At 48.7% G+C, this 16,596-nt stretch carries 21 protein-coding genes; 6 read left to right on the top strand and 15 right to left on the bottom strand.

Features of this window, described 5'->3' with window-relative positions:
* On the top strand, positions 1 to 191 hold a 191-nt coding region (locus ACKFKH_RS32130), incomplete at its 5' end, for a hypothetical protein (RefSeq protein WP_446862457.1).
* Between the two features lie 111 nt (positions 192 to 302).
* A complete protein-coding gene (locus ACKFKH_RS32135) occupies positions 303 to 923 on the top strand; it encodes a chorismate lyase (RefSeq protein WP_446862458.1) in 621 nt (206 codons plus the stop codon).
* A gap of 48 nt (positions 924 to 971) precedes the next feature.
* On the opposite strand, the gene hpsU is transcribed toward ACKFKH_RS32135, so the two are convergent.
* From hpsU to ACKFKH_RS32165, 6 genes are all read right to left on the bottom strand, one after another.
* Positions 972 to 1,619, bottom strand: a complete 648-nt coding sequence (hpsU, locus tag ACKFKH_RS32140) for a hormogonium polysaccharide biosynthesis acetyltransferase HpsU (protein WP_446862459.1) — start codon at positions 1,617 to 1,619, stop codon at positions 972 to 974.
* Positions 1,620 to 1,637: 18 nt separating this feature from the next.
* On the bottom strand, positions 1,638 to 2,585 hold the full coding sequence (locus tag ACKFKH_RS32145) for a glycosyltransferase family 2 protein (protein ID WP_446862460.1): 948 nt from the start codon (positions 2,583 to 2,585) through the stop codon (positions 1,638 to 1,640).
* Positions 2,586 to 2,886: 301 nt separating this feature from the next.
* Positions 2,887 to 4,167, bottom strand: a complete 1,281-nt coding sequence (locus tag ACKFKH_RS32150) for a glycosyltransferase family 4 protein (protein WP_446862461.1) — start codon at positions 4,165 to 4,167, stop codon at positions 2,887 to 2,889.
* Between the two features lie 664 nt (positions 4,168 to 4,831).
* A complete protein-coding gene (locus tag ACKFKH_RS32155; RefSeq protein ID WP_446862462.1) occupies positions 4,832 to 5,995 on the bottom strand; it encodes an LL-diaminopimelate aminotransferase in 1,164 nt (387 codons plus the stop codon).
* Positions 5,996 to 6,025: 30 nt separating this feature from the next.
* Positions 6,026 to 6,355 carry a thioredoxin family protein gene (locus ACKFKH_RS32160; RefSeq protein ID WP_446862463.1) on the bottom strand — a complete coding sequence of 110 codons (330 nt, stop codon included), beginning with the start codon at positions 6,353 to 6,355 and terminating at the stop codon, positions 6,026 to 6,028.
* A gap of 139 nt (positions 6,356 to 6,494) precedes the next feature.
* Positions 6,495 to 7,280 carry a PspA/IM30 family protein gene (locus ACKFKH_RS32165; protein WP_446862464.1) on the bottom strand — a complete coding sequence of 262 codons (786 nt, stop codon included), beginning with the start codon at positions 7,278 to 7,280 and terminating at the stop codon, positions 6,495 to 6,497.
* A gap of 290 nt (positions 7,281 to 7,570) precedes the next feature.
* On the opposite strand from ACKFKH_RS32165, the gene ACKFKH_RS32170 reads away from it, so the two are divergent.
* Positions 7,571 to 7,756, top strand: coding sequence for a hypothetical protein (locus ACKFKH_RS32170; RefSeq protein ID WP_446862465.1), 186 nt, complete (start codon positions 7,571 to 7,573; stop codon positions 7,754 to 7,756).
* A 78-nt stretch (positions 7,757 to 7,834) separates the two neighbouring features.
* Here the strand turns inward: ACKFKH_RS32170 and ACKFKH_RS32175 are convergent, their stop codons facing one another.
* The 9 genes from ACKFKH_RS32175 to ACKFKH_RS32215 all read right to left on the bottom strand — a co-directional run bounded on the left by ACKFKH_RS32175 (position 7,835) and on the right by ACKFKH_RS32215 (position 13,759).
* Positions 7,835 to 8,284 (bottom strand): type II toxin-antitoxin system VapC family toxin, encoded by a 450-nt coding sequence (locus ACKFKH_RS32175; RefSeq protein ID WP_446862466.1) that lies wholly within the window; start codon positions 8,282 to 8,284, stop codon positions 7,835 to 7,837.
* The gene (locus tag ACKFKH_RS32180; RefSeq protein ID WP_446862467.1) at positions 8,284 to 8,568 is read right to left on the bottom strand and encodes a hypothetical protein; all 285 of its coding nucleotides are present in this window, start codon (positions 8,566 to 8,568) and stop codon (positions 8,284 to 8,286) included. Before ACKFKH_RS32180 ends, ACKFKH_RS32175 begins: the two co-directional genes overlap by 1 nt.
* Positions 8,569 to 8,609: 41 nt before the next feature.
* On the bottom strand, positions 8,610 to 8,744 hold the full coding sequence (locus ACKFKH_RS32185) for a hypothetical protein (RefSeq protein ID WP_446862468.1): 135 nt from the start codon (positions 8,742 to 8,744) through the stop codon (positions 8,610 to 8,612).
* Positions 8,745 to 8,747: 3 nt separating this feature from the next.
* Complete coding sequence (locus ACKFKH_RS32190; RefSeq protein ID WP_446862469.1) at positions 8,748 to 9,218, bottom strand: type II toxin-antitoxin system VapC family toxin; 471 nt, start codon at positions 9,216 to 9,218, stop codon at positions 8,748 to 8,750.
* A complete protein-coding gene (locus ACKFKH_RS32195; protein WP_446862470.1) occupies positions 9,193 to 9,390 on the bottom strand; it encodes a hypothetical protein in 198 nt (65 codons plus the stop codon). The genes ACKFKH_RS32190 and ACKFKH_RS32195 overlap by 26 nt, the downstream gene beginning before the upstream one ends.
* A gap of 26 nt (positions 9,391 to 9,416) precedes the next feature.
* Positions 9,417 to 11,432, bottom strand: coding sequence for an NACHT domain-containing protein (locus ACKFKH_RS32200; protein ID WP_446862471.1), 2,016 nt, complete (start codon positions 11,430 to 11,432; stop codon positions 9,417 to 9,419).
* Between the two features lie 80 nt (positions 11,433 to 11,512).
* Positions 11,513 to 11,641, bottom strand: coding sequence for a hypothetical protein (locus ACKFKH_RS32205; protein ID WP_446862472.1), 129 nt, complete (start codon positions 11,639 to 11,641; stop codon positions 11,513 to 11,515).
* A gap of 36 nt (positions 11,642 to 11,677) precedes the next feature.
* Positions 11,678 to 12,418 carry a PspA/IM30 family protein gene (locus tag ACKFKH_RS32210; protein ID WP_446862473.1) on the bottom strand — a complete coding sequence of 247 codons (741 nt, stop codon included), beginning with the start codon at positions 12,416 to 12,418 and terminating at the stop codon, positions 11,678 to 11,680.
* A 57-nt stretch (positions 12,419 to 12,475) separates the two neighbouring features.
* Positions 12,476 to 13,759: a hypothetical protein gene (locus tag ACKFKH_RS32215; protein ID WP_446862474.1), complete on the bottom strand. Its 1,284-nt coding sequence runs from the start codon at positions 13,757 to 13,759 to the stop codon at positions 12,476 to 12,478.
* Positions 13,760 to 14,111: 352 nt separating this feature from the next.
* Here ACKFKH_RS32215 and ACKFKH_RS32220 point away from each other — a divergent pair, with 352 nt between their 5' ends.
* The 3 genes from ACKFKH_RS32220 to ACKFKH_RS32230 all read left to right on the top strand — a co-directional run bounded on the left by ACKFKH_RS32220 (position 14,112) and on the right by ACKFKH_RS32230 (position 16,576).
* Positions 14,112 to 14,660, top strand: coding sequence for a DUF721 domain-containing protein (locus ACKFKH_RS32220; RefSeq protein WP_446862475.1), 549 nt, complete (start codon positions 14,112 to 14,114; stop codon positions 14,658 to 14,660).
* Between the two features lie 655 nt (positions 14,661 to 15,315).
* Positions 15,316 to 15,615 carry a hypothetical protein gene (locus ACKFKH_RS32225; protein WP_446862476.1) on the top strand — a complete coding sequence of 100 codons (300 nt, stop codon included), beginning with the start codon at positions 15,316 to 15,318 and terminating at the stop codon, positions 15,613 to 15,615.
* 337 nt (positions 15,616 to 15,952) lie between these two features.
* Positions 15,953 to 16,576, top strand: coding sequence for an RNA-guided endonuclease InsQ/TnpB family protein (locus ACKFKH_RS32230; protein ID WP_446862477.1), 624 nt, complete (start codon positions 15,953 to 15,955; stop codon positions 16,574 to 16,576).
* The last annotated feature ends 20 nt before the right edge of the window (positions 16,577 to 16,596 follow it).

Raw genomic sequence — 16,596 nt, forward strand, 5'->3', positions numbered from 1 at the left:
ATCCCCCACAAGTGAGGGACTTTGAACGAGAAATATTGTCTCAAAGTCCCCCAATTTTGGGGGGCTGGGGGGCAGAAGTGCTGACTAACGAAGTGAGAAAACTCCATCGAATTCACGTTGGATTAGCCTTGAGCAGATTTTGGCTAAACCCAGTTGAGGGGTATGCACGGGTAATTAATTCATTTCCCTGAAATTGCCAATGGCAATGCTGAAATTCTAAAAGTGAGTTGCAGAAACTTTCCCACCGTTGCGATCGGCTAAGAGCGCTATCATGAAAGGAAGGTTAACTTATGTAAAGTTTTATGACTGCCACCTTTAGACCCACCGACAGCGTGACGCTGCCTGCTGCCTGGCACTCTCTCGATCCAATTTGGGAAGGCAGCGATCGTGACATTCAAACAGGCTTGCCGCATGATCAGTTAGCCCCGACCTGGCAAATGCTGCTGCTGGGTGATGGGTCTCCGACTCGTCACCTACAACTTCTCACAGGCGAACCCACCGAAGTTGATGTAATTGACATGTCAGCGATCGGTCTCACTGACGACAATGCACCCAAAGTTGTTGAAATGGTGCCCGCTCCCCGTTTGAGAAGGCAGGTTTGGCTAAGAACGGCTTCTGGAGAGCGACTTGCCTACGCAACCTCCTGGTGGGAACAAAGCCACGTTGACGAATACTTAAAGAATCGATCGATTCCCGTTTGGACGAGCCTCGCCCGTTTGGAGCTATATCGAGACCTCAAAGGCATTTACTGTGGGCATTCTAGCGCTTTAGAAAAAGCCTTCGGACAACCAGGGCCGTTCTGGGGAAGACACTACCTTTTTTGGCATAACGGTCAACCTCTCACCCTGATCTACGAAGTCTTCTCACCGTGCCTACAAAAATACCTGGGCGCAATGCAGCCAGGTTCTACTCAAAATTTCTAATTCTCAAGCGCTGGTAAATAAAGAGAATGTTGAGCATCGTCACCTCAATTAAGGATTTTGTTCATTAACGCCCCTGATTTCTCTTAAATAGCGGGGACGGCAGGGAGTCCCCCAACAAACTTGCTGGGCAGGTAAAGACCTCAAAACGCTACTTCGTGTCCCAACAACCGCATTTGAGCCAATCTGAACCCCTGGAGCAATGAAGCAATCTGTAGCAATCCAGGCACCGTTTCCGATCGCAATTCCAGCCGTCGTTAGCTTAAAACTGGCATCTTGAATATCGTGACTTCCGGTACAGAGATACGTTTTCTGAGAAATTACGCAATGTTCTCCAATTTGAATTTTCTCAAAACTGTAGAAGACGACATCATCCCCAATCCAGCTATCATCTCCAATCTGAACTTTCCAGGGATAGGTAAACCGAGCCGTCGGGCGGATCAGCACTCGCTTGCCAATTTGTGCACCAAACAGTCTGAGCAACCCACACCGAACTGAGTTGAATGGATGAGGAGTCAGCGGGAAGACGATCGCCTGCACCAGCCACCAGAGCAAAATATACCAACCGGGACGACCGCGATCAAAGTGCGATTGGTCGTAGCTCTGCAAATTTACCAACGGTTTAGCATTCAGAATGGGTAAAAGTTCTTCGGATTCACAGTCTTCCTGCCCCAATTTTTCGGTCTCGACCTGCTTCATACTCCCCCCTCAAAACGGTTAAGACTCAATTTGCGGGACTGGCTCAGAGGTGGATACAGAAATAGTAGTAGGATTGCTGTTTGTATTCAAAGTGCCTCCACAGCGCAGCTCATAAAGCTTCACGCCGATTTGATATTCGTACTGGCTGAGAAGGCGACCATAGATGTAGCCAGCTTTGCCATCCAAGAAGCCCAAACGAATGAAGTAGAACAAAATGAAGCGCAGAAGTGGTTTGAAAGGGAGTCTAACCCAGATTTTTTTGAGAAATCGCTTACGCTGAACCGAGTCACCAAAGAGATTTGCGCCGATCGTTCCTCCATCACCTTTGCCATTGAGCAAATTCAGATAAACTCTCGCTTCCCAATTAGAATAACGGTTGTGGCGCTCTAGCCAGTGGTACATGTCCCGGAAGTCAATGTGCAGCATGTCATGTTTTAGGTAGGCAACCTTACCCGGAATGATCACATGCTCATGGACTTCGTTGTCTCCGGTATTGCGAATTTCTTCGGTGTTCAAATTTTCGTAGCGCCCTTTAGCATGGCGAAATAGCCGCAGGTTCCAGTCAGGATATTTGCCGCCGTAGCGAATCCACTGCCCCAGGAAAAAGACTTTACGATTCAAATAGTAGCCGTCACAATCGGCTTGCTCAATAGCCGTTTCAATCTCTTCCCACAGTTCGGGTGTGATGCGTTCGTCACAATCAACAATCAACACCCACTCATTGCGGAAGGGCAAGTTTTCTAAAGACCAGTTCTTTTTCTTAGGCCAGCGACCATTGAATTGAAACTGCACCACATTAGCACCATAGCTCTCAGCAATCTCGAGCGAGCGATCGCTACTCTGCGAATCGACCACAAAAACTTCATCGGCCCTGGCAACGCTGGTGAGACAAGCCGGGAGGTTGGCTTCCTCGTTTCGAGCCGGGATTAAGACAGAAACCGGAATTTTGGGCGGCTTAGAGTTCATGATTCAAAAAGTTACCTGATGAGTGCAGCCAACGGTTTGACTAGGGTGACAAAAGGGTAAATAAGTTCGTGCAGTTCAATCCCTACACAGTCATGGTTGCGCTTTAGTATTCCCAGCCGTTTTGCAAAATCGATAGTCTCAAGAGCAGTTGAAGAACGTTGAAGAACAACGCTACCGTATCTACCCCCGATTCCACAGTCTGGATTCAGGGGGTTCTGTCTCATTTTGCTAGAGATTTAGGCTTAATCGGGAAGCTTTGCAACGTTAAGTCACAATCTCTTTTCTCAACGTTGCGCTTTATCTAGCTACCAGTCTTGTTAGCAGTGAGGGCATAGGTGGGTCTGACGCTGGCTGAACTGTCTTTGACCTTCTCAAATAGCGCCTCGTACTGATTTAAGGCTTGCTCAAAGGAGTAGCGATCGATCGCATATTGACGACCCTGCTTACCCAACAACTCTGCCTGTTCGGGATTGTGATACAGCTCCAAAATTTGATTGGCCAAGGCTTCTGGATTTTCAGGCGCAACGACCACCCCTCCTCGACTTTTCTCGATCGCCTTAGCAGCGCTGCCCGTATCGGGGACAGAAGCAATCACCGGGCGACCACTCGCTAACAACACTTGAGTCTTGGACGGCATATTAAAGGACACCACATTATGCTTTTGCACAATCAGTCCTACATCAGCTGCCGCCAACATTTCGGGTAGTTTTTCTCGTGGCTGGAAAGGCAGCAACAGCACGTTGTCCGCTCCACAGGTCTTGCAGTAATTCTTGAGCTTTTCGACGGCCTTTGACTCACCCACAATCACAAACACAATCTCTGGAATATGCTTTAATCGAGCGGCCGCTTCTACAACGGTCTCTAGTCCTTGAGTCAGGGCGATATTACCAGAGTAGGTGACAACGAATTTGCCTTCAAGGTGGTGAGCCGTTCTAAACGCATTATTCTCTTTGGGCAGCGGTCGGATAAAGTTGGTATCAACCCAGTTGGGAATGCAGGTGATCTTGCTGGAGGGTACGCCCTTTCCTTCTAAATTTTCGACAAATCCATCGGCGATGACGCTGATCGTGTGAGCGGTTCGATACGCAAATTTCTCAAGCGCTTCAAACACGCGAATCATTGCCTTGTTTTTGATCAGTCCCACATGCACTGCGGCTTCGGGCAAAATATCTTGCACATTGAGAACGATCGGGCTGTTGTGCAGCCAACTGAGCAGGGCGGCGGGGACGCAAACCGGAAGTGGGGGAACCGTAAGCAAAATAATGTCAGGTCGCCAACCTCTAAGCGCCTGGAAGAAGCTCGTAAAGACAAAACTGCTGTCGAGGAGAATGCGATCGACGAGATTTGGCTTAGGCTTGATCCACACATAGCTACGCTGGATTTTTACGCCGTTGCGCTCTTCGGTCGCGTACAGTTTGCCGCGATACTCTTCGTATATCTGCCGCTGTGGGTAGTTGGGCATCCCTGTGATCACCCGAACGTCATGTCCTCGTTTTGCCAACCCCTCCGCCAGCTCGGTCATAAGTGGGGCGATCCCGATCGGCTCTGGATAGTAATTGTAGGAATAGATTAAAACACGCATGGCTGTTGGACTCAGACGATAATGTTGCGCTTAACTCACTGCAAGTTAATCCGAAAGCTTGAAAACGGCGGCTAGGCAGGGTATTTACTGAGAGTCTATGGACACAACTCCTGTGGCAGTATTGCAACCATAGCGAGTGGAGGGTCGTCTAGCTCTCTTGTCACATCGACTTCAGAAAATCTTCTTGTCTTTCCGCAGTCCCTAAAGATTCCTTAAAGAAGGTTTACTGACTTATACTTAGGTTAAGGTGCCCTTTGAAGTAAAAAAAGCTACATAAATCGACCAGAATCAATGAAAGGAGACCTCAAGCCCTCCAACACTCTACAAACAGAGTAAAAAGCTGGAGCAGATTAAACAAGTGCTCGATTCAATACGTTGCTAAAACACTCTCTCATTTACCTTCTTCAACTCAACTCAGAGGCATCTGGAAGGTACATCTAGATTTCACTGTTCTTATTAAACTTCTAACAGAGGTTATAGCCTCTCGAAGCGATATGGTTCTTCAAAGGCTCAAAAAATCTCAGTAGAACTCAGCCATTTTCATAATTTGGCGAGTTTTTCCACAACAGAGCGGGTGGGTTGCCATTGCTGAAAGGGTTACCCTGTCTAGAGCTGATTCTTTTGGGCAAGGAGATGGAAGCGATCGCGAGACTTGAGTAAAGCGCTACAGAAACTGAGCAATGCGACCAACCGCTTCCTCTAAAATTTTAGGCTCATGCACCAAAGCAAACCTCACATATCCTTCACCAGATTTGCCAAACCCGGCCCCTGGTGATACCGCAACCCCCGTAGATTTCACGAGTTCCTTGGCAAATTGAATCGAGTGGTAGGCCCAGCGATCGGGTAACTTTGCCCATACGTATAGCGCTGCTTGAGGAGTGGGCACCTGCCAGCCGATGCGATCAAGGGCGCTCACAAAGGTATCCCGTCGTCGTTTGAAGGTTTCTACTACCGTTTTGACCCCTGCTTGGGGGCCGGTAAGGGCAGCGATCGCTCCGTTCAAAATGCCCTTGTACTGATTAAAATCTACGGCTGCTTTCACTTGTCTTAAAGCGCGAATTAACTCCGCATTCCCGATCGCGTAGCCGACCCGAAACCCTCCCATGTTGTAGGACTTAGAAAGGGTGAAGAACTCGATCGAAACGCTTTTCTCAGGGTCAGCTTGCAGAACAGAGGGAGGGCAGGACTGTCCAAAGTAAAGGTCTGCGTAGGGAAAATCGTGAATTAGTGCTAAATTATACTTTCGACAAAATGATACTGCCGATTCAAAGAAAGCAAGGGGCGCGATCGCTGCTGTCGGATTATGGGGATAGCTCAACACCATCATCTTTGACTGCGCCAACACGGTCTCAGGAATCTCTTCAAAGATGGGTAAAAATCCGTTCTCTGCTTTTAAGGGCATTGGGTAGATTTGACCGCTCGCCAAATAGACACCTCCCGCATGGGAAGGATAGCCAGGATCAAGTAGCAGGGCAAAATCTCCAGGATTCAAAATCGCGAGTGGAAGATGAGCCGTACCTTCTTGAGAGCCGATCAGCGGTAACACTTCGGTTTCTGGATCGATCGCCACACCAAACTTCTGGGTGTACCAGGTTGCAGCCGCTTGACGAAATGCCTGAGTCCCTTGAAACAGCAGATAGCCGTGAGTGGTGGGATCAGGAAGAGATTGCGCGATCGCCGCCAGCACATGCGCTTCAGTGGGCAGATCAGACGACCCCAACGAGAGATCAATCACATCGCACCCAGCGGCTTTAGCCTGAGCTTTGGCCCGATCCATGTCCGCGAAGACGTTGGCTTGCAGAGCATTTAGGCGAGTGGCAAATTGCATAGCGGAGGGAAGTGCGACGGTCTGACTATTCTAATGAGAAAGCTGAGACGCAACGAGTTCTTCTAATTTTTGTTTACTAATTGCCCCTTCGGTGGCTTTGAGTAGTTCTCCTTTTTGGAAGAATCTAAAGGCAGGAACGCCTTCTACTTTGTAGGTAGCGACGGTTTTGGGATTGGGATCGACTTCCATTTTGATGACTTTTAGGCGATCGCCATAGCTGTTAGCTACAGTTTCGACCAGTGGTGCAGTGAGACGACAGGGCCCACACCAAGTAGCCCAGAAATACACAAGCACGGGCTGAGTGGCATCCAGGACTTCGGTTTGAAATTCGTTATCGGTGATTACACGAACGCTGCTCATGGTGCATCTTTTATTAAAACCCCTTCATAATTTTAGAGCCTTAGCTCCCCAAATCATGACTGCTTGCAAACAAACAGTGAACGATCGAGAACTAAGGCTGCAAAGAAGTAAATTTGATTGGACGATCGCAGCAGCGTGCTTACAGATTATCCAGTTGCTTTTTGAGGTCTTCGAGTTCGGCATCGACGACGGCTTGGTCTTGAGGAGAAGCTTGGGTCTGAGTAGTCGGGGCGGCCGTCCCCGGAAGTTGCGCTTGAGCTTGAGGAGAACCTGCCAGCATTTGCTGTTTCATAGCTTCGAGTTCGAGGTCAACGTCGCCCGATTCAAGTCGAGCAAACTGACTTTCGAGATCGGCTCCGGCCAACTCGCCTGCGGCTTGCGATCGCGCTTCTAGCTGCAACACTTTTTCTTCCATCCGCTCAAAGGCGGCCATGGCGCTGCTCGTCCCCAGATTGCTCACCGTAGACTGCAACTGCTCTTGAGCTTTGGCCGCGCTGGCCCGGGCCCGCAGCATGTCTTTTTTGGTTTTGGCTTCGGAGATCTTGCCTTCTAAAGCAATCAGACTGCGCTTGAGCGTGTCAACCTGCGTGATCTGCTGGTCGAGTTGAGCTTTGAGGGTGTTAGCGGTTTCGGTGTGGGTCTTCTTCCTTAGTAGCGCTTCTTTGGCCAGATTTTCGTCGCCTTTTTGCAGAGCAAGCTGGGCGCGCTGTTGCCAGTTGTTGGATTCGGTTTGAGCCTGATTATATTGTTGCTGAGAGCGTTTTTGGCTGGCGATCGCGCTGGCTACGGCTTGACGCAACTGCACCAGGTCTTCCTGCATGTCGATGACCGCTTGTTCCAGGATTTTCTCTGGATCTTCAGCCTTGCTCACCATATCGTTGACGTTGGCTCTGACCAGACGGCTGACTCGATCAAATAATCCCATAATTCTGTCTTTCCTCTTGACGCGGTATACAAAAGGTGTACGGTTTACGATTACGTTAGCCTACACAGCGCGATCGGATCGGCAAAGTTGCGATCGATTTTGCAAGAACCTTTGATGTATGGTTCACAATTCTGTAGGCGACTCATCAAAGAGGCAAGCGGCATCGAGAATTGTAAAAATAACAGGCTCTTCTCTCAGTCTAAGAACTTCAGTCCAAAATCGGTCAATTTCGGAGAATTTTTTTAGAGGGTGTAAGATGCAGGAAAATTTCTAAGTTTGTAGAATAACCCATGAAGATATTTAGGCTGCTCTGTCTGGGATGGATTGGTTCGATGATTGCTTTACCCGTCCTTTCTCAACCGTGTGAGCGATCGCTCTCAATTTCAACGGCTGAGATTCGTGAGGCTCAAGCAGACCTAGCTCTGGCGAAACAAAACTATGAGCGATACAGCGCACTCTATGGGAGCGATTTCTAAGCTGGAGGCGAGTTAGTTGGCGTAGAGATAGTTGTCGAGCGGGCAGCTTTGCTGTGCCGAAGGCATCGTTTTTCTTTCTCACAGATCCAGCAGGTGTTGCGGAGTCACGATCGTAACGCCTAAGACGTTAGGGAAGTCGCGATCGTTGAGTGTGAGTAAGTGCGTTGTGTTGTGAGTTAGCATGACGGCGATCAATCGTAAATCATGGGTTCGTTTTCCCATTACACGATGAGTTAGCACGAGATTGTGCCAAGTTGGATAGATTGCTGCTGTTTCTCGTAGTAGGGAGAACTGGGTCGAAAGTTTTGCGATCGCGGTATCAGTTTGTTCAACTGTCCACCCCAATCCGTTGACGTGGGTAGGTCGGGTGGCAACGACCCAAAATTCAATCAGTACCTGAGCCGTGATCCAGCATTCATTGGTTTGAGTAAGAATTTGGGCGATCGCTGCAAGCATTTGAGCCTGATCGGGAGAGGCAGAATCGCTCAATCGCAGCAGAATATTGGTATCTAACAGGTATTGCGTCATCAATCGTACATACTGTCTCGATGTAAAGCCTCTTCTGGCAATGGAGCGTCGTTTTTAGGAAGATTTGCAATCCATTCCTTTAACTGTTTGATTCGTTCTTCGGAAGATTGGGACGGCGGCTGGGATTCAGCGGTTCCTTCGGAGTTGCGCTCTGCCCTAATCGCTGAGTTGCTTAATTCTGAGGAGGTTTGCTTGGCTTTCGATCGTAGAAAGTTTAAGGTTTCGGCGATGAGTTCGTCGGGGGCTTGCTCAAGTTCTTGAAGGAGTTGTTCTCGATCGGTCATTTTGGTTGCCTCCTGCGATCGCACTTTACGAGTTGATTTTATTATCGGGTATGGTCAGCATTCGGGATTCGATGCCCTTCCAGACCTGCGGCGACACGCGCAAGCGACTTCTTTGCGGCGAGTTGGTTGGCGTAGAGATAGTTGTAGATCGGGCAGCGTTGCTGGGCTGAAGGCATCGCTTATGCATTGAGCATGGTGAGAAGCGTCGGGGGTGCGATCGCACTAAGATGGCTAATCTTCTGGAAATCCTTGAGATTGTAGGTTGCCAAGTGACTGACGTTTGCTTCTAATGCCAAGGCTGCAAGCCGTAGGTCGAAGATTTTTGCTGAGGTGATGTTGCCGATGACCGCAAGGTTCAGAATCTGGACGATCGTAGAGGAGTTGGGGTAGAGGATTTCAAAGATTCCGTTGAGATAGGTTGTCGTGAGGAGTGTTTGGGCTTGTTTTGGGGTGAGCGAGTTTCCAGTCATGGCGACTGGATTGGTCACAATGCGATAAAGCTCGATGATGTTTTGTTCAGCGATGACACCCTGGATTTTGTGCTGAAATACTTGCAGCAGAAGAGCCGCAGAATCGTTGTGAAAGTTGGACGCTGCATCATGGGCATAGACCAAAACATTGGTGTCAAACAGAATTCGAGTCTTGTTCATAGAGGCGATCGCGCTCAAGATATTCGTCTTTGATGCCGAAGTCAAAGGTGGGAAAGGGGAGTTTTTGCTTTGGAATCGGGATGATAGAGACTTCTACTTCGTCGCCGTCTTGAAGGTCTTCAGGAAGTGTGTCTGTGAGAACGATCGTTTTGTCTTTGATGTAGCCTTTCATAGGTTCGAGGGTTGAATCGCGTTTCTCTAATTATCGGGTATGGTCAGCATTCTCGATTCGATGCCGGCCCAGACCTGCGGCGACACGCGCAAAGCGGCTTCTTTGCAGCGCACCATCAATTCGTTGGCGTAGAGATAGTTTTCGAGCGATCGTTTTTCTTTCATAGATAACTTGAGCCATTCGGGGTCGAGATGCAAAGCGTCATACCAGGTTTGGCGGATGCGGTTAGCGAAAGCTTGACGCACATTGATCGGTTCGTCATCACCTGGGACTTGAGTTTTCATCACTTCAAATTGCTGAGTCAAAGCTGAAAAATCAACAGAATTAAAAATTTGGGCGAGGTCGAGGTCGCGGGCGAGGTCGAGGTCGCGGGCGAGGGCGTGGGCGCGAGCGAGGGCGAAGGCGAGGTCGCGGGCGAAGGCGAGGGCGAAGGCGAGGGCGCGGTCGCGGGCGAGGTCGAGGGCGTAGAAGAGAGCAAAGGCTCTTTTCGCCGCAGGTTTAAAGTCTCCTTCTGTGTTTTCTGTGAATTGTCCTGACCAATTAATCAAGGCTTTTAGCTTGTCTGAATTGATGAACTTCTGAGTCTCACGTTCCATTGCTGTAAGCAAATCGTTTGCATTGCGCGATAGACCTGCGACTAGAAAAAACACCTCGCGCCAGCGTTTGTCCATCAAATGTTCGGCCACCAGTGTTTCAACTTGTCGCTCATCGACGATGTATTGAGCCGTTAGATATTCCTGAAAGGTCAGATGTGAAAACGAATAGGCATCTCTAGCGCGTTCGACCAAAATGCCTTGCTGCACTTCGATTGCATTCAACACTTTCTCTGCATCTAAAGTCTTTGAGGCATTCAAATTGCTCATCAGAAATGCTCGAATTTGATCAGTGAGTTCTCGTTTCGACAAAAACAACTGATCGTCAGCAAAACTCTGATAGGCAATTTCAGAAAGCAGGATGCGTTCTAGCTCCAGACTGAGTTCTTGATAGATGGGATTGTGTTGAATGCGCTTTTCAGATGCCCATTTCTTTAGCCACACGTCCAATGCTTCGCCATACAGCGATGCTCTCTGTTTCGGTAAGCTCTGCGACTCGTTGTATACAGCACAAAGCAGCGTCAATAGTAAGGGAGTTTGCCCCAGTTCTTTGGTTGCTTTGTAGTCTTTGCTGCTCAACAACTCCCAACAGTGATCCGCAATCTTTGGTTCACGTCGAAACCACTGACGCACAAACGTTTCCATCTGCGAATCACTAAAGTTTGCCATCGTTACGTCCTTAAAGCGTGGAAATCCGCCTTTGTAAGCAGCGATACGACAAGAGGCAATGAAGTGATTTTTGTCGTAGCGATCGACTAATCTTTGAATCTGCTCAATGGCGCGATCGACCTGATCAGTCGGCACTTCATCCAAGCCATCCAGCAAAATCAGCAGCTTTCCTGCTTTCAAAAGATTCTGAGTAAAAACTTCAGCATTCGGAAATCCACAAGTCTCAAACTCTTCTGCAATAAACTTCTCGATGTGCGTCTGGGTCGCATCAAAGCGTTTTAGCTCCACAAACACCGGAAGCAACTCATGTCGAAACCGTCCGGTCTCCCACTTCAGCGCTTCGAGTCCCACCTTTCTCAAGAAGGTAGATTTGCCAATTCCCGGACTGCCCAACACCATCAGCCGAGGTTCGAGGTTTGCGACCGCGATGCCTTCTTTGCGGGTAGTTTGCTCAAACACAAATCCTCGACCAATTTCGAGGTAGAGATCTTTCAAGCCTTCGGGAGACGCAAATCGACGACTCTCGCGACTATCCAATACCTGCACATCGGTATAAATTTCTTCCAGTCTCAGCGAGTCGTCCATTCGCAAGCAATCATATTTGAGGCTGCAATGGCGCTTCTCATAGGTTGCGACGTATTCTTTCATCGCATTCCCAACTTGTTGCTCAGTTTGTCGCTCGATCGCTCGACCGCTCTGTTTCCAAGCTGCATCGATCACTAGCGTGGTCAGCTTCTTGAGCGCTTCGGTTGTCAGAATCGAGACAGGATCAAAAACCATAAAGATTTAAGCCGCAGTAGGAGAGAAATTCTCTCATTGATACACTGCGATCGTAGAAAATCACGCACAATTCCCTAAAATTACCGAAACATCTTTGAAGCGATCGCAAACAATCGAATTGTCATCGCCAACAATCCTATAGCGATCGCAAACAATCGAATTGTTGCCGCGATCAATCGAGTTGTCATCGCAGCAAATAGAATTGTCATCGCGATCAATCGAGGTGTGATTGACCCCAATCGACCTTAATTCCCTCGAATTTGCGATCGCAGCTTTTCCAATTCAGGATCAATTTCAGGCGTTGCGCTGGGTAACGAAGCGGCATTTCCCCCCGCAAGCTGATTTTTCATCGAAGCCAACTCAGCATCAATATCGTCCGCTTCGCCCAGTGCCTCAAACCGCTTTTCTAGCTGATCGGTGCCCAGTTCAGCGATCGCTTCAGACTGCGCCTCTAGCTGCAACACTTTCTCTTCCATCCGCTCAAAAGCATTCATGGCGCTCCCCGTTCCCACACCGCTCAACATGTCATTGAGTTGCTGAGACGCTTTTGCAGACCGGGCACGCGCAATGTAGAGATCCTTTTTGGTTTTCGCTTCAGAGATTTTACTCTCAAGCTTCATCATGTTTTGCTTGAGCTGAGTCACGACCGACGCTTGTTGCCCTAGCTGAGACTGCATGGCTTCCGCCGTTTCTTGATAAGATTTGCGGCGCGTCAGAGCCTCTCGTGCCAGATTTTCATCGCCCTTTTGTAGCGCCAATTGGGCCCGACGATACCATTCTTCTGACATGGATTGAGCTTGAGAACATTGCCGCTCAGTGCGCTTTTGAGTGGCGATCGCCTGAGCCACTGCCTGCCGAAGCTGAATCAAATCATTCTGCATATCCAGGACAGTTTGTTCCAGAATCTTCTCCGGATCTTCTGCCTGACCTACCAGATGATTAATATTGGCGCGAATCGCTCTCCAGAGTCGGTCAAGAATGCCCATAGCTCTCTCTCCAGTCCAGTTCCCTCAATGGTACCGTAACTTTTCGGTTGGCCAATCCTACCGTTGGTTAACTTCGGCGGGGATGCCCTGGTTTTGCAGTTCTTGCGCTTTGGCTTTGGCCTCGGCTTCGCTGCCCGTCGCCCCTAGCTGGATTTTGCCATCAGGACGAAGATAAGCATCAGGAGCAGCTTTGCGCGCCTCTTCGAGAGAGCGATCGCCCGTAAACGGAATCTCAACCTTATAAGAGTAGCCGTCGCTTTGAGGCGGGCTGGGGGCGCTGACGGGAGGGTCATACGATCGCGGCACCGAAACAGGCGGCAACGGCGCAGTCTGAATCACAGGGGGCGTATAGGGTCTCGAAGGAGGGCTGTAGCTTGTCACAGGCGCAGGGGCGGTATAACTTCTTGCGGGTGCAGGCGTATCGTTTCTAGGAGGACTGTAGCTTCTCGCGGGTGCAGGCTGAACGGGAGCCGTTGGAGTGCTGACCGTCGATTGGGGCAAAGACTGAGGAGAAATGCCCTGCTTCACTTGGGGAGAGGCAGTCGGAGAAGCGGTTACTTTGGGAACTTTGCTAGTCAGAGCATCTTTACGGGATTTAAGCGTTGTCAGGTTGCCCAATCCCAAATCGACAAATTCTTGTTTATCTAAAGGGGGCGAGTTGGGAATGGCGACTTGAGAACCGTCAGGATTAGTCGGAGCCGCTGAAGGCGATGTGGCAGTCGGTGTTGGACGATCGAACAATCCCGCGACAAAGCTCAGACTTGACGGATTCATAATCACATAGCCAAACATGGCGCTTGACATCAGCAGCATCAGCATCGACCCCACACCCAAAGGCGTTGCCAGACTTTCTAGAAAGCCGCGATCGACTCGGACTTGAGCCTCTTCTCGCGCCAGACTTCGCAATAATTCTTCTGACGACTCCAAATAGTCATCGGGAGGAGTCGAATCGGCTAGATGGGTGCTGTCTACTTGAGGCGGGTAAAGAATTTCACTATCCGTCGAAGGTTCGGGGGAAACGATCGCCAACCCAGAGGAATCTTGTCGCTCAAAGCTTGGCTCAAAGGGCGAATCCTCATGACCACTCAGACTGGCAGGAGTCGGGGGTTGAGTCGTGGGTTCTCCTACAGACATCAACTCTAGTTTGGGAGGCTGCTTGCGTTTGAGTCCGATAGAAGGCGAGATCGAGCGTCCTGACCGTTGTCGTCGATAGCGCATCAGTTCTTCTTCTAGCTGAATGTCGAGGCAGTTTAGCGCTCTTTGCAGCTTGGAATTGAGCTGGGGCTGGGCAGGAGTTTCCCCTTCGGAGAACTGCGAATCAACTAACGGACTGTGACGCATTGTGGTGACTCCTAACTGTTTGAGACCGATTTGGGAGGGCGTAACTGTAGCTTGAGGAAGAAAGGCTTGATTTGAAAGGAATTTTTCAGGAATATTCGGGCGCTATTAGTGTAATTCACCGTTGGCAAAATGAATCAACTGTGGGCCAAAAATTGTGAGCAAAAAGGTGCAAGTCGATTAGTCAACCCGGTTAGAACAAGCGCGATCGCTTCTCAACCAATGAGTTTGGGCGGAATCAGCGACAATATAAACAGAAGTCCTCCAAAGCTGAGTGTGATGCTTCCCGGCTTTGATGCAAAGACTGAAGACCGTTTACATTCTCCTATCTACATGCGTTTGGGTCAGTCTCGACATGTCATTTCAACCCTTGCAGCAGCTTTTAGGCTCTCTCGAAACTCAACTTAATCGACCCGAAGAAAAGCAGCTTCAGCAGGTGATTCGGAAATGGTCTGAGGTGGTTGGCGCGATCGTCTCTCAGCAAACTCGCCCGATCGCGCTGAAACGGGGTACTCTCAAGGTTGCGACTTCCAATGCGGTCTGGTCACAAAATTTAGTCTTTGAGCGGCAGAGAATTTTGGAAAAGCTAAATACCATTCTCTCTACGCCGATCGCAGACATTCGATTTTCGACCACAGACTGGCACAAGGTGGATTTTGTTGAAGAGATCCCAGAAATATGGGCAGAGCATCCCAGTCGAGTAGAGCCGACCTCTTTTAAGTTGGACAAGGCAGATAAGTTGGATAAGGCAAAAAGCCCAGAAGCCGCTTTTCAAAACTGGGTGGCGGTGGTGCAGTATCGGGGCGATCGGTTGCCGTTGTGTCCTCAATGTCAGTGTCCTACCCCGATCGGAGAGCTAGAGCGCTGGTCGATGTGTGCGGTTTGTGTGGCCAAACGCTGGTAGAGCTTCTTCGAGAGGATGCTGACCTTTGAGAACGATTCGGTGACTCTTCGATTGACTTTTACTCTACAAACACGTTGTTTTGTAAACAGCATTTGTGAGGAATTGGCTCTAACTTTTGGAGGAAATCGCTTTTCATATCCCAATGTTCACTGTATACAGAACTCCTGATTAGGGAATCGTCCGTCAGAAGAAAGATGTGATTCGTTTAATACTTCCTTCATATTTAAGGAGATTAAGGCAGCATTGAGCAGTTAACAAAGACACTTAAACCTTAGGTGTTTAACTTGATCCCTGGCTTGTTTTAGTAAAAGTAGGACTGATTTCTCTAGATTTCAAAAAAAAGGCTTTTCATTTTGTCTCTTCTTTACACAAATCTAAAGAGAATATAAACCTCACTTTTAGTAAAAAAGTCTTGGAACCTTGACGGGGAGATGTGTTTGACTTTTCTAAATCTGCAAGGATAAAACCGCCTTAATTCACAATAGAAGTACCGAGTTCGCGAAATCGCCTTGCAGTAAGCTGGTTCTTAAAAATTGATAAGAATGGTCATATTTCTTAGCCAACTTTAAGTAATTTTGACTTTTAGTCATGAAGCTTTTTCTTAGCAGTTTCGCGTCATTTTTCCAAAACACAAATCATTTCTAAAAGCTCGATTATGAAAAGTTCTGATCCCCTCGCTTCTGCTTGTCGGCACTGTCGCTACTACATGCCAGAAGGGAGACGAGGAGGGCACTGTAGCCAACTCAGTGTATCTGTGCGAGGAAGTTGGGCGGCTTGTTCTTTAGCGCGTCCAGTATTTGCCCCCACCTGGGATTTTACAAAAATTATGATGTGGAAAGAAGAACTGCTTCCGATAACCAGCGAACTGACGACCGCAGATCTGCGAGAAACCAATCGACCGATGGTGTTGGATAGTGCGGCTAGACCAGTCTCTTCAGAAAAGCTTTCCGCCTAATGCAGGTTTTAACTAGTTTCAACGATCGCATCCCAGTCGGTGCGATTTTTTTATAGGAAGGGGAGGGTTCGGGAACTCACAAAACCCATGTGGTTCACCCGTGGGATGTAGTTAGGGTTCCCGCGTGGCTGTCAAGCCACAGAGTCATCTTTCGGATTAGGAAGCCGATCAATCCAATCCTCTATCAGTTGAGTCATTGTCTTCTTTCGCTCTTCTGCCACTGCTCTAAGTTTGGCTAATCGAGATGTTTCAATCCTCAAGCTTAATCTTTCCTTCATCGCTGTCCACCCAGTGGCTACCCTTTGATGCTATCGTAAACAGAGGAGGAAAGAGATCGATGCTGATTCTAGAGTTCAAAGTCAAAGCCAAAACTCAACAATACGAAGCAATTAACGAGGCAATTCGCACCGTTCAATTTGTCCGTAACAAGTGCCTTCGGTACTGGATAGACAACCGGGGTGCAACTAAATTCGACCTCAATAAATATTGCGCTGTATTGGCTAAAGAGTTTGGCTTTGCGAATGAACTCAACGCTCAAGCAAGGCAATCTGCGGCTGAAAGAGCATGGTTGGCAATCTCAAGGTTCTTCGATAACTGCAAGCAGAAAGTCGCAGGCAAGAAAGGCTATCCCAAGTTTCAGAAAAACAATCGATCGGTTGAATACAAAACAACAGGCTGGTCATTGTCTGAAGACCGCAAGTACATCACCTTCACCGATAAAAAGAACATCGGTCGGGTGAAGTTACTAGGAACAAGAGATCTCAACTTCTATCAACCCGACCAAATCAAACGGGTGAGACTGGTCAAACGTGCGGATGGCTACTACTGTCAGTTTGTCGTTTCAGCCAGCAGAGAAGAGATCTTAGAGCCATCAGGTCAAGCCGTGGGGCTAGATGTTGGACTGAATTCTTTCTATACCGATTCTGAAGAGGGTATGTCAATAGTTTTGTGTCAAAGGTGAAAAGTTAGAGGGGAAATCGG

The organism is Phormidesmis sp. 146-20 (assembly GCF_052939475.1).

What these genes read in the sequence shown, in the direction of transcription:
- ACKFKH_RS32135 (WP_446862458.1), top strand. Translation starts at nt 303, where the DNA reads ATGACTGCCACCTTTAGACCCACCGACAGCGTGACGCTGCCTGCTGCC.
- hpsU (WP_446862459.1), bottom strand. Translation starts at nt 1,619, where the DNA reads ATGAAGCAGGTCGAGACCGAAAAATTGGGGCAGGAAGACTGTGAATCC.
- ACKFKH_RS32145 (WP_446862460.1), bottom strand. Translation starts at nt 2,585, where the DNA reads ATGAACTCTAAGCCGCCCAAAATTCCGGTTTCTGTCTTAATCCCGGCT.
- ACKFKH_RS32150 (WP_446862461.1), bottom strand. Translation starts at nt 4,167, where the DNA reads ATGCGTGTTTTAATCTATTCCTACAATTACTATCCAGAGCCGATCGGG.
- ACKFKH_RS32155 (WP_446862462.1), bottom strand. Translation starts at nt 5,995, where the DNA reads ATGCAATTTGCCACTCGCCTAAATGCTCTGCAAGCCAACGTCTTCGCG.
- ACKFKH_RS32160 (WP_446862463.1), bottom strand. Translation starts at nt 6,355, where the DNA reads ATGAGCAGCGTTCGTGTAATCACCGATAACGAATTTCAAACCGAAGTC.
- ACKFKH_RS32165 (WP_446862464.1), bottom strand. Translation starts at nt 7,280, where the DNA reads ATGGGATTATTTGATCGAGTCAGCCGTCTGGTCAGAGCCAACGTCAAC.
- ACKFKH_RS32170 (WP_446862465.1), top strand. Translation starts at nt 7,571, where the DNA reads ATGAAGATATTTAGGCTGCTCTGTCTGGGATGGATTGGTTCGATGATT.
- ACKFKH_RS32175 (WP_446862466.1), bottom strand. Translation starts at nt 8,284, where the DNA reads ATGACGCAATACCTGTTAGATACCAATATTCTGCTGCGATTGAGCGAT.
- ACKFKH_RS32180 (WP_446862467.1), bottom strand. Translation starts at nt 8,568, where the DNA reads ATGACCGATCGAGAACAACTCCTTCAAGAACTTGAGCAAGCCCCCGAC.
- ACKFKH_RS32185 (WP_446862468.1), bottom strand. Translation starts at nt 8,744, where the DNA reads ATGCCTTCAGCCCAGCAACGCTGCCCGATCTACAACTATCTCTACGCC.
- ACKFKH_RS32190 (WP_446862469.1), bottom strand. Translation starts at nt 9,218, where the DNA reads ATGAACAAGACTCGAATTCTGTTTGACACCAATGTTTTGGTCTATGCC.
- ACKFKH_RS32195 (WP_446862470.1), bottom strand. Translation starts at nt 9,390, where the DNA reads ATGAAAGGCTACATCAAAGACAAAACGATCGTTCTCACAGACACACTT.
- ACKFKH_RS32200 (WP_446862471.1), bottom strand. Translation starts at nt 11,432, where the DNA reads ATGGTTTTTGATCCTGTCTCGATTCTGACAACCGAAGCGCTCAAGAAG.
- ACKFKH_RS32205 (WP_446862472.1), bottom strand. Translation starts at nt 11,641, where the DNA reads ATGACAATTCTATTTGCTGCGATGACAACTCGATTGATCGCGGCAACA.
- ACKFKH_RS32210 (WP_446862473.1), bottom strand. Translation starts at nt 12,418, where the DNA reads ATGGGCATTCTTGACCGACTCTGGAGAGCGATTCGCGCCAATATTAAT.
- ACKFKH_RS32215 (WP_446862474.1), bottom strand. Translation starts at nt 13,759, where the DNA reads ATGCGTCACAGTCCGTTAGTTGATTCGCAGTTCTCCGAAGGGGAAACT.
- ACKFKH_RS32220 (WP_446862475.1), top strand. Translation starts at nt 14,112, where the DNA reads ATGTCATTTCAACCCTTGCAGCAGCTTTTAGGCTCTCTCGAAACTCAA.
- ACKFKH_RS32225 (WP_446862476.1), top strand. Translation starts at nt 15,316, where the DNA reads ATGAAAAGTTCTGATCCCCTCGCTTCTGCTTGTCGGCACTGTCGCTAC.
- ACKFKH_RS32230 (WP_446862477.1), top strand. Translation starts at nt 15,953, where the DNA reads ATGCTGATTCTAGAGTTCAAAGTCAAAGCCAAAACTCAACAATACGAA.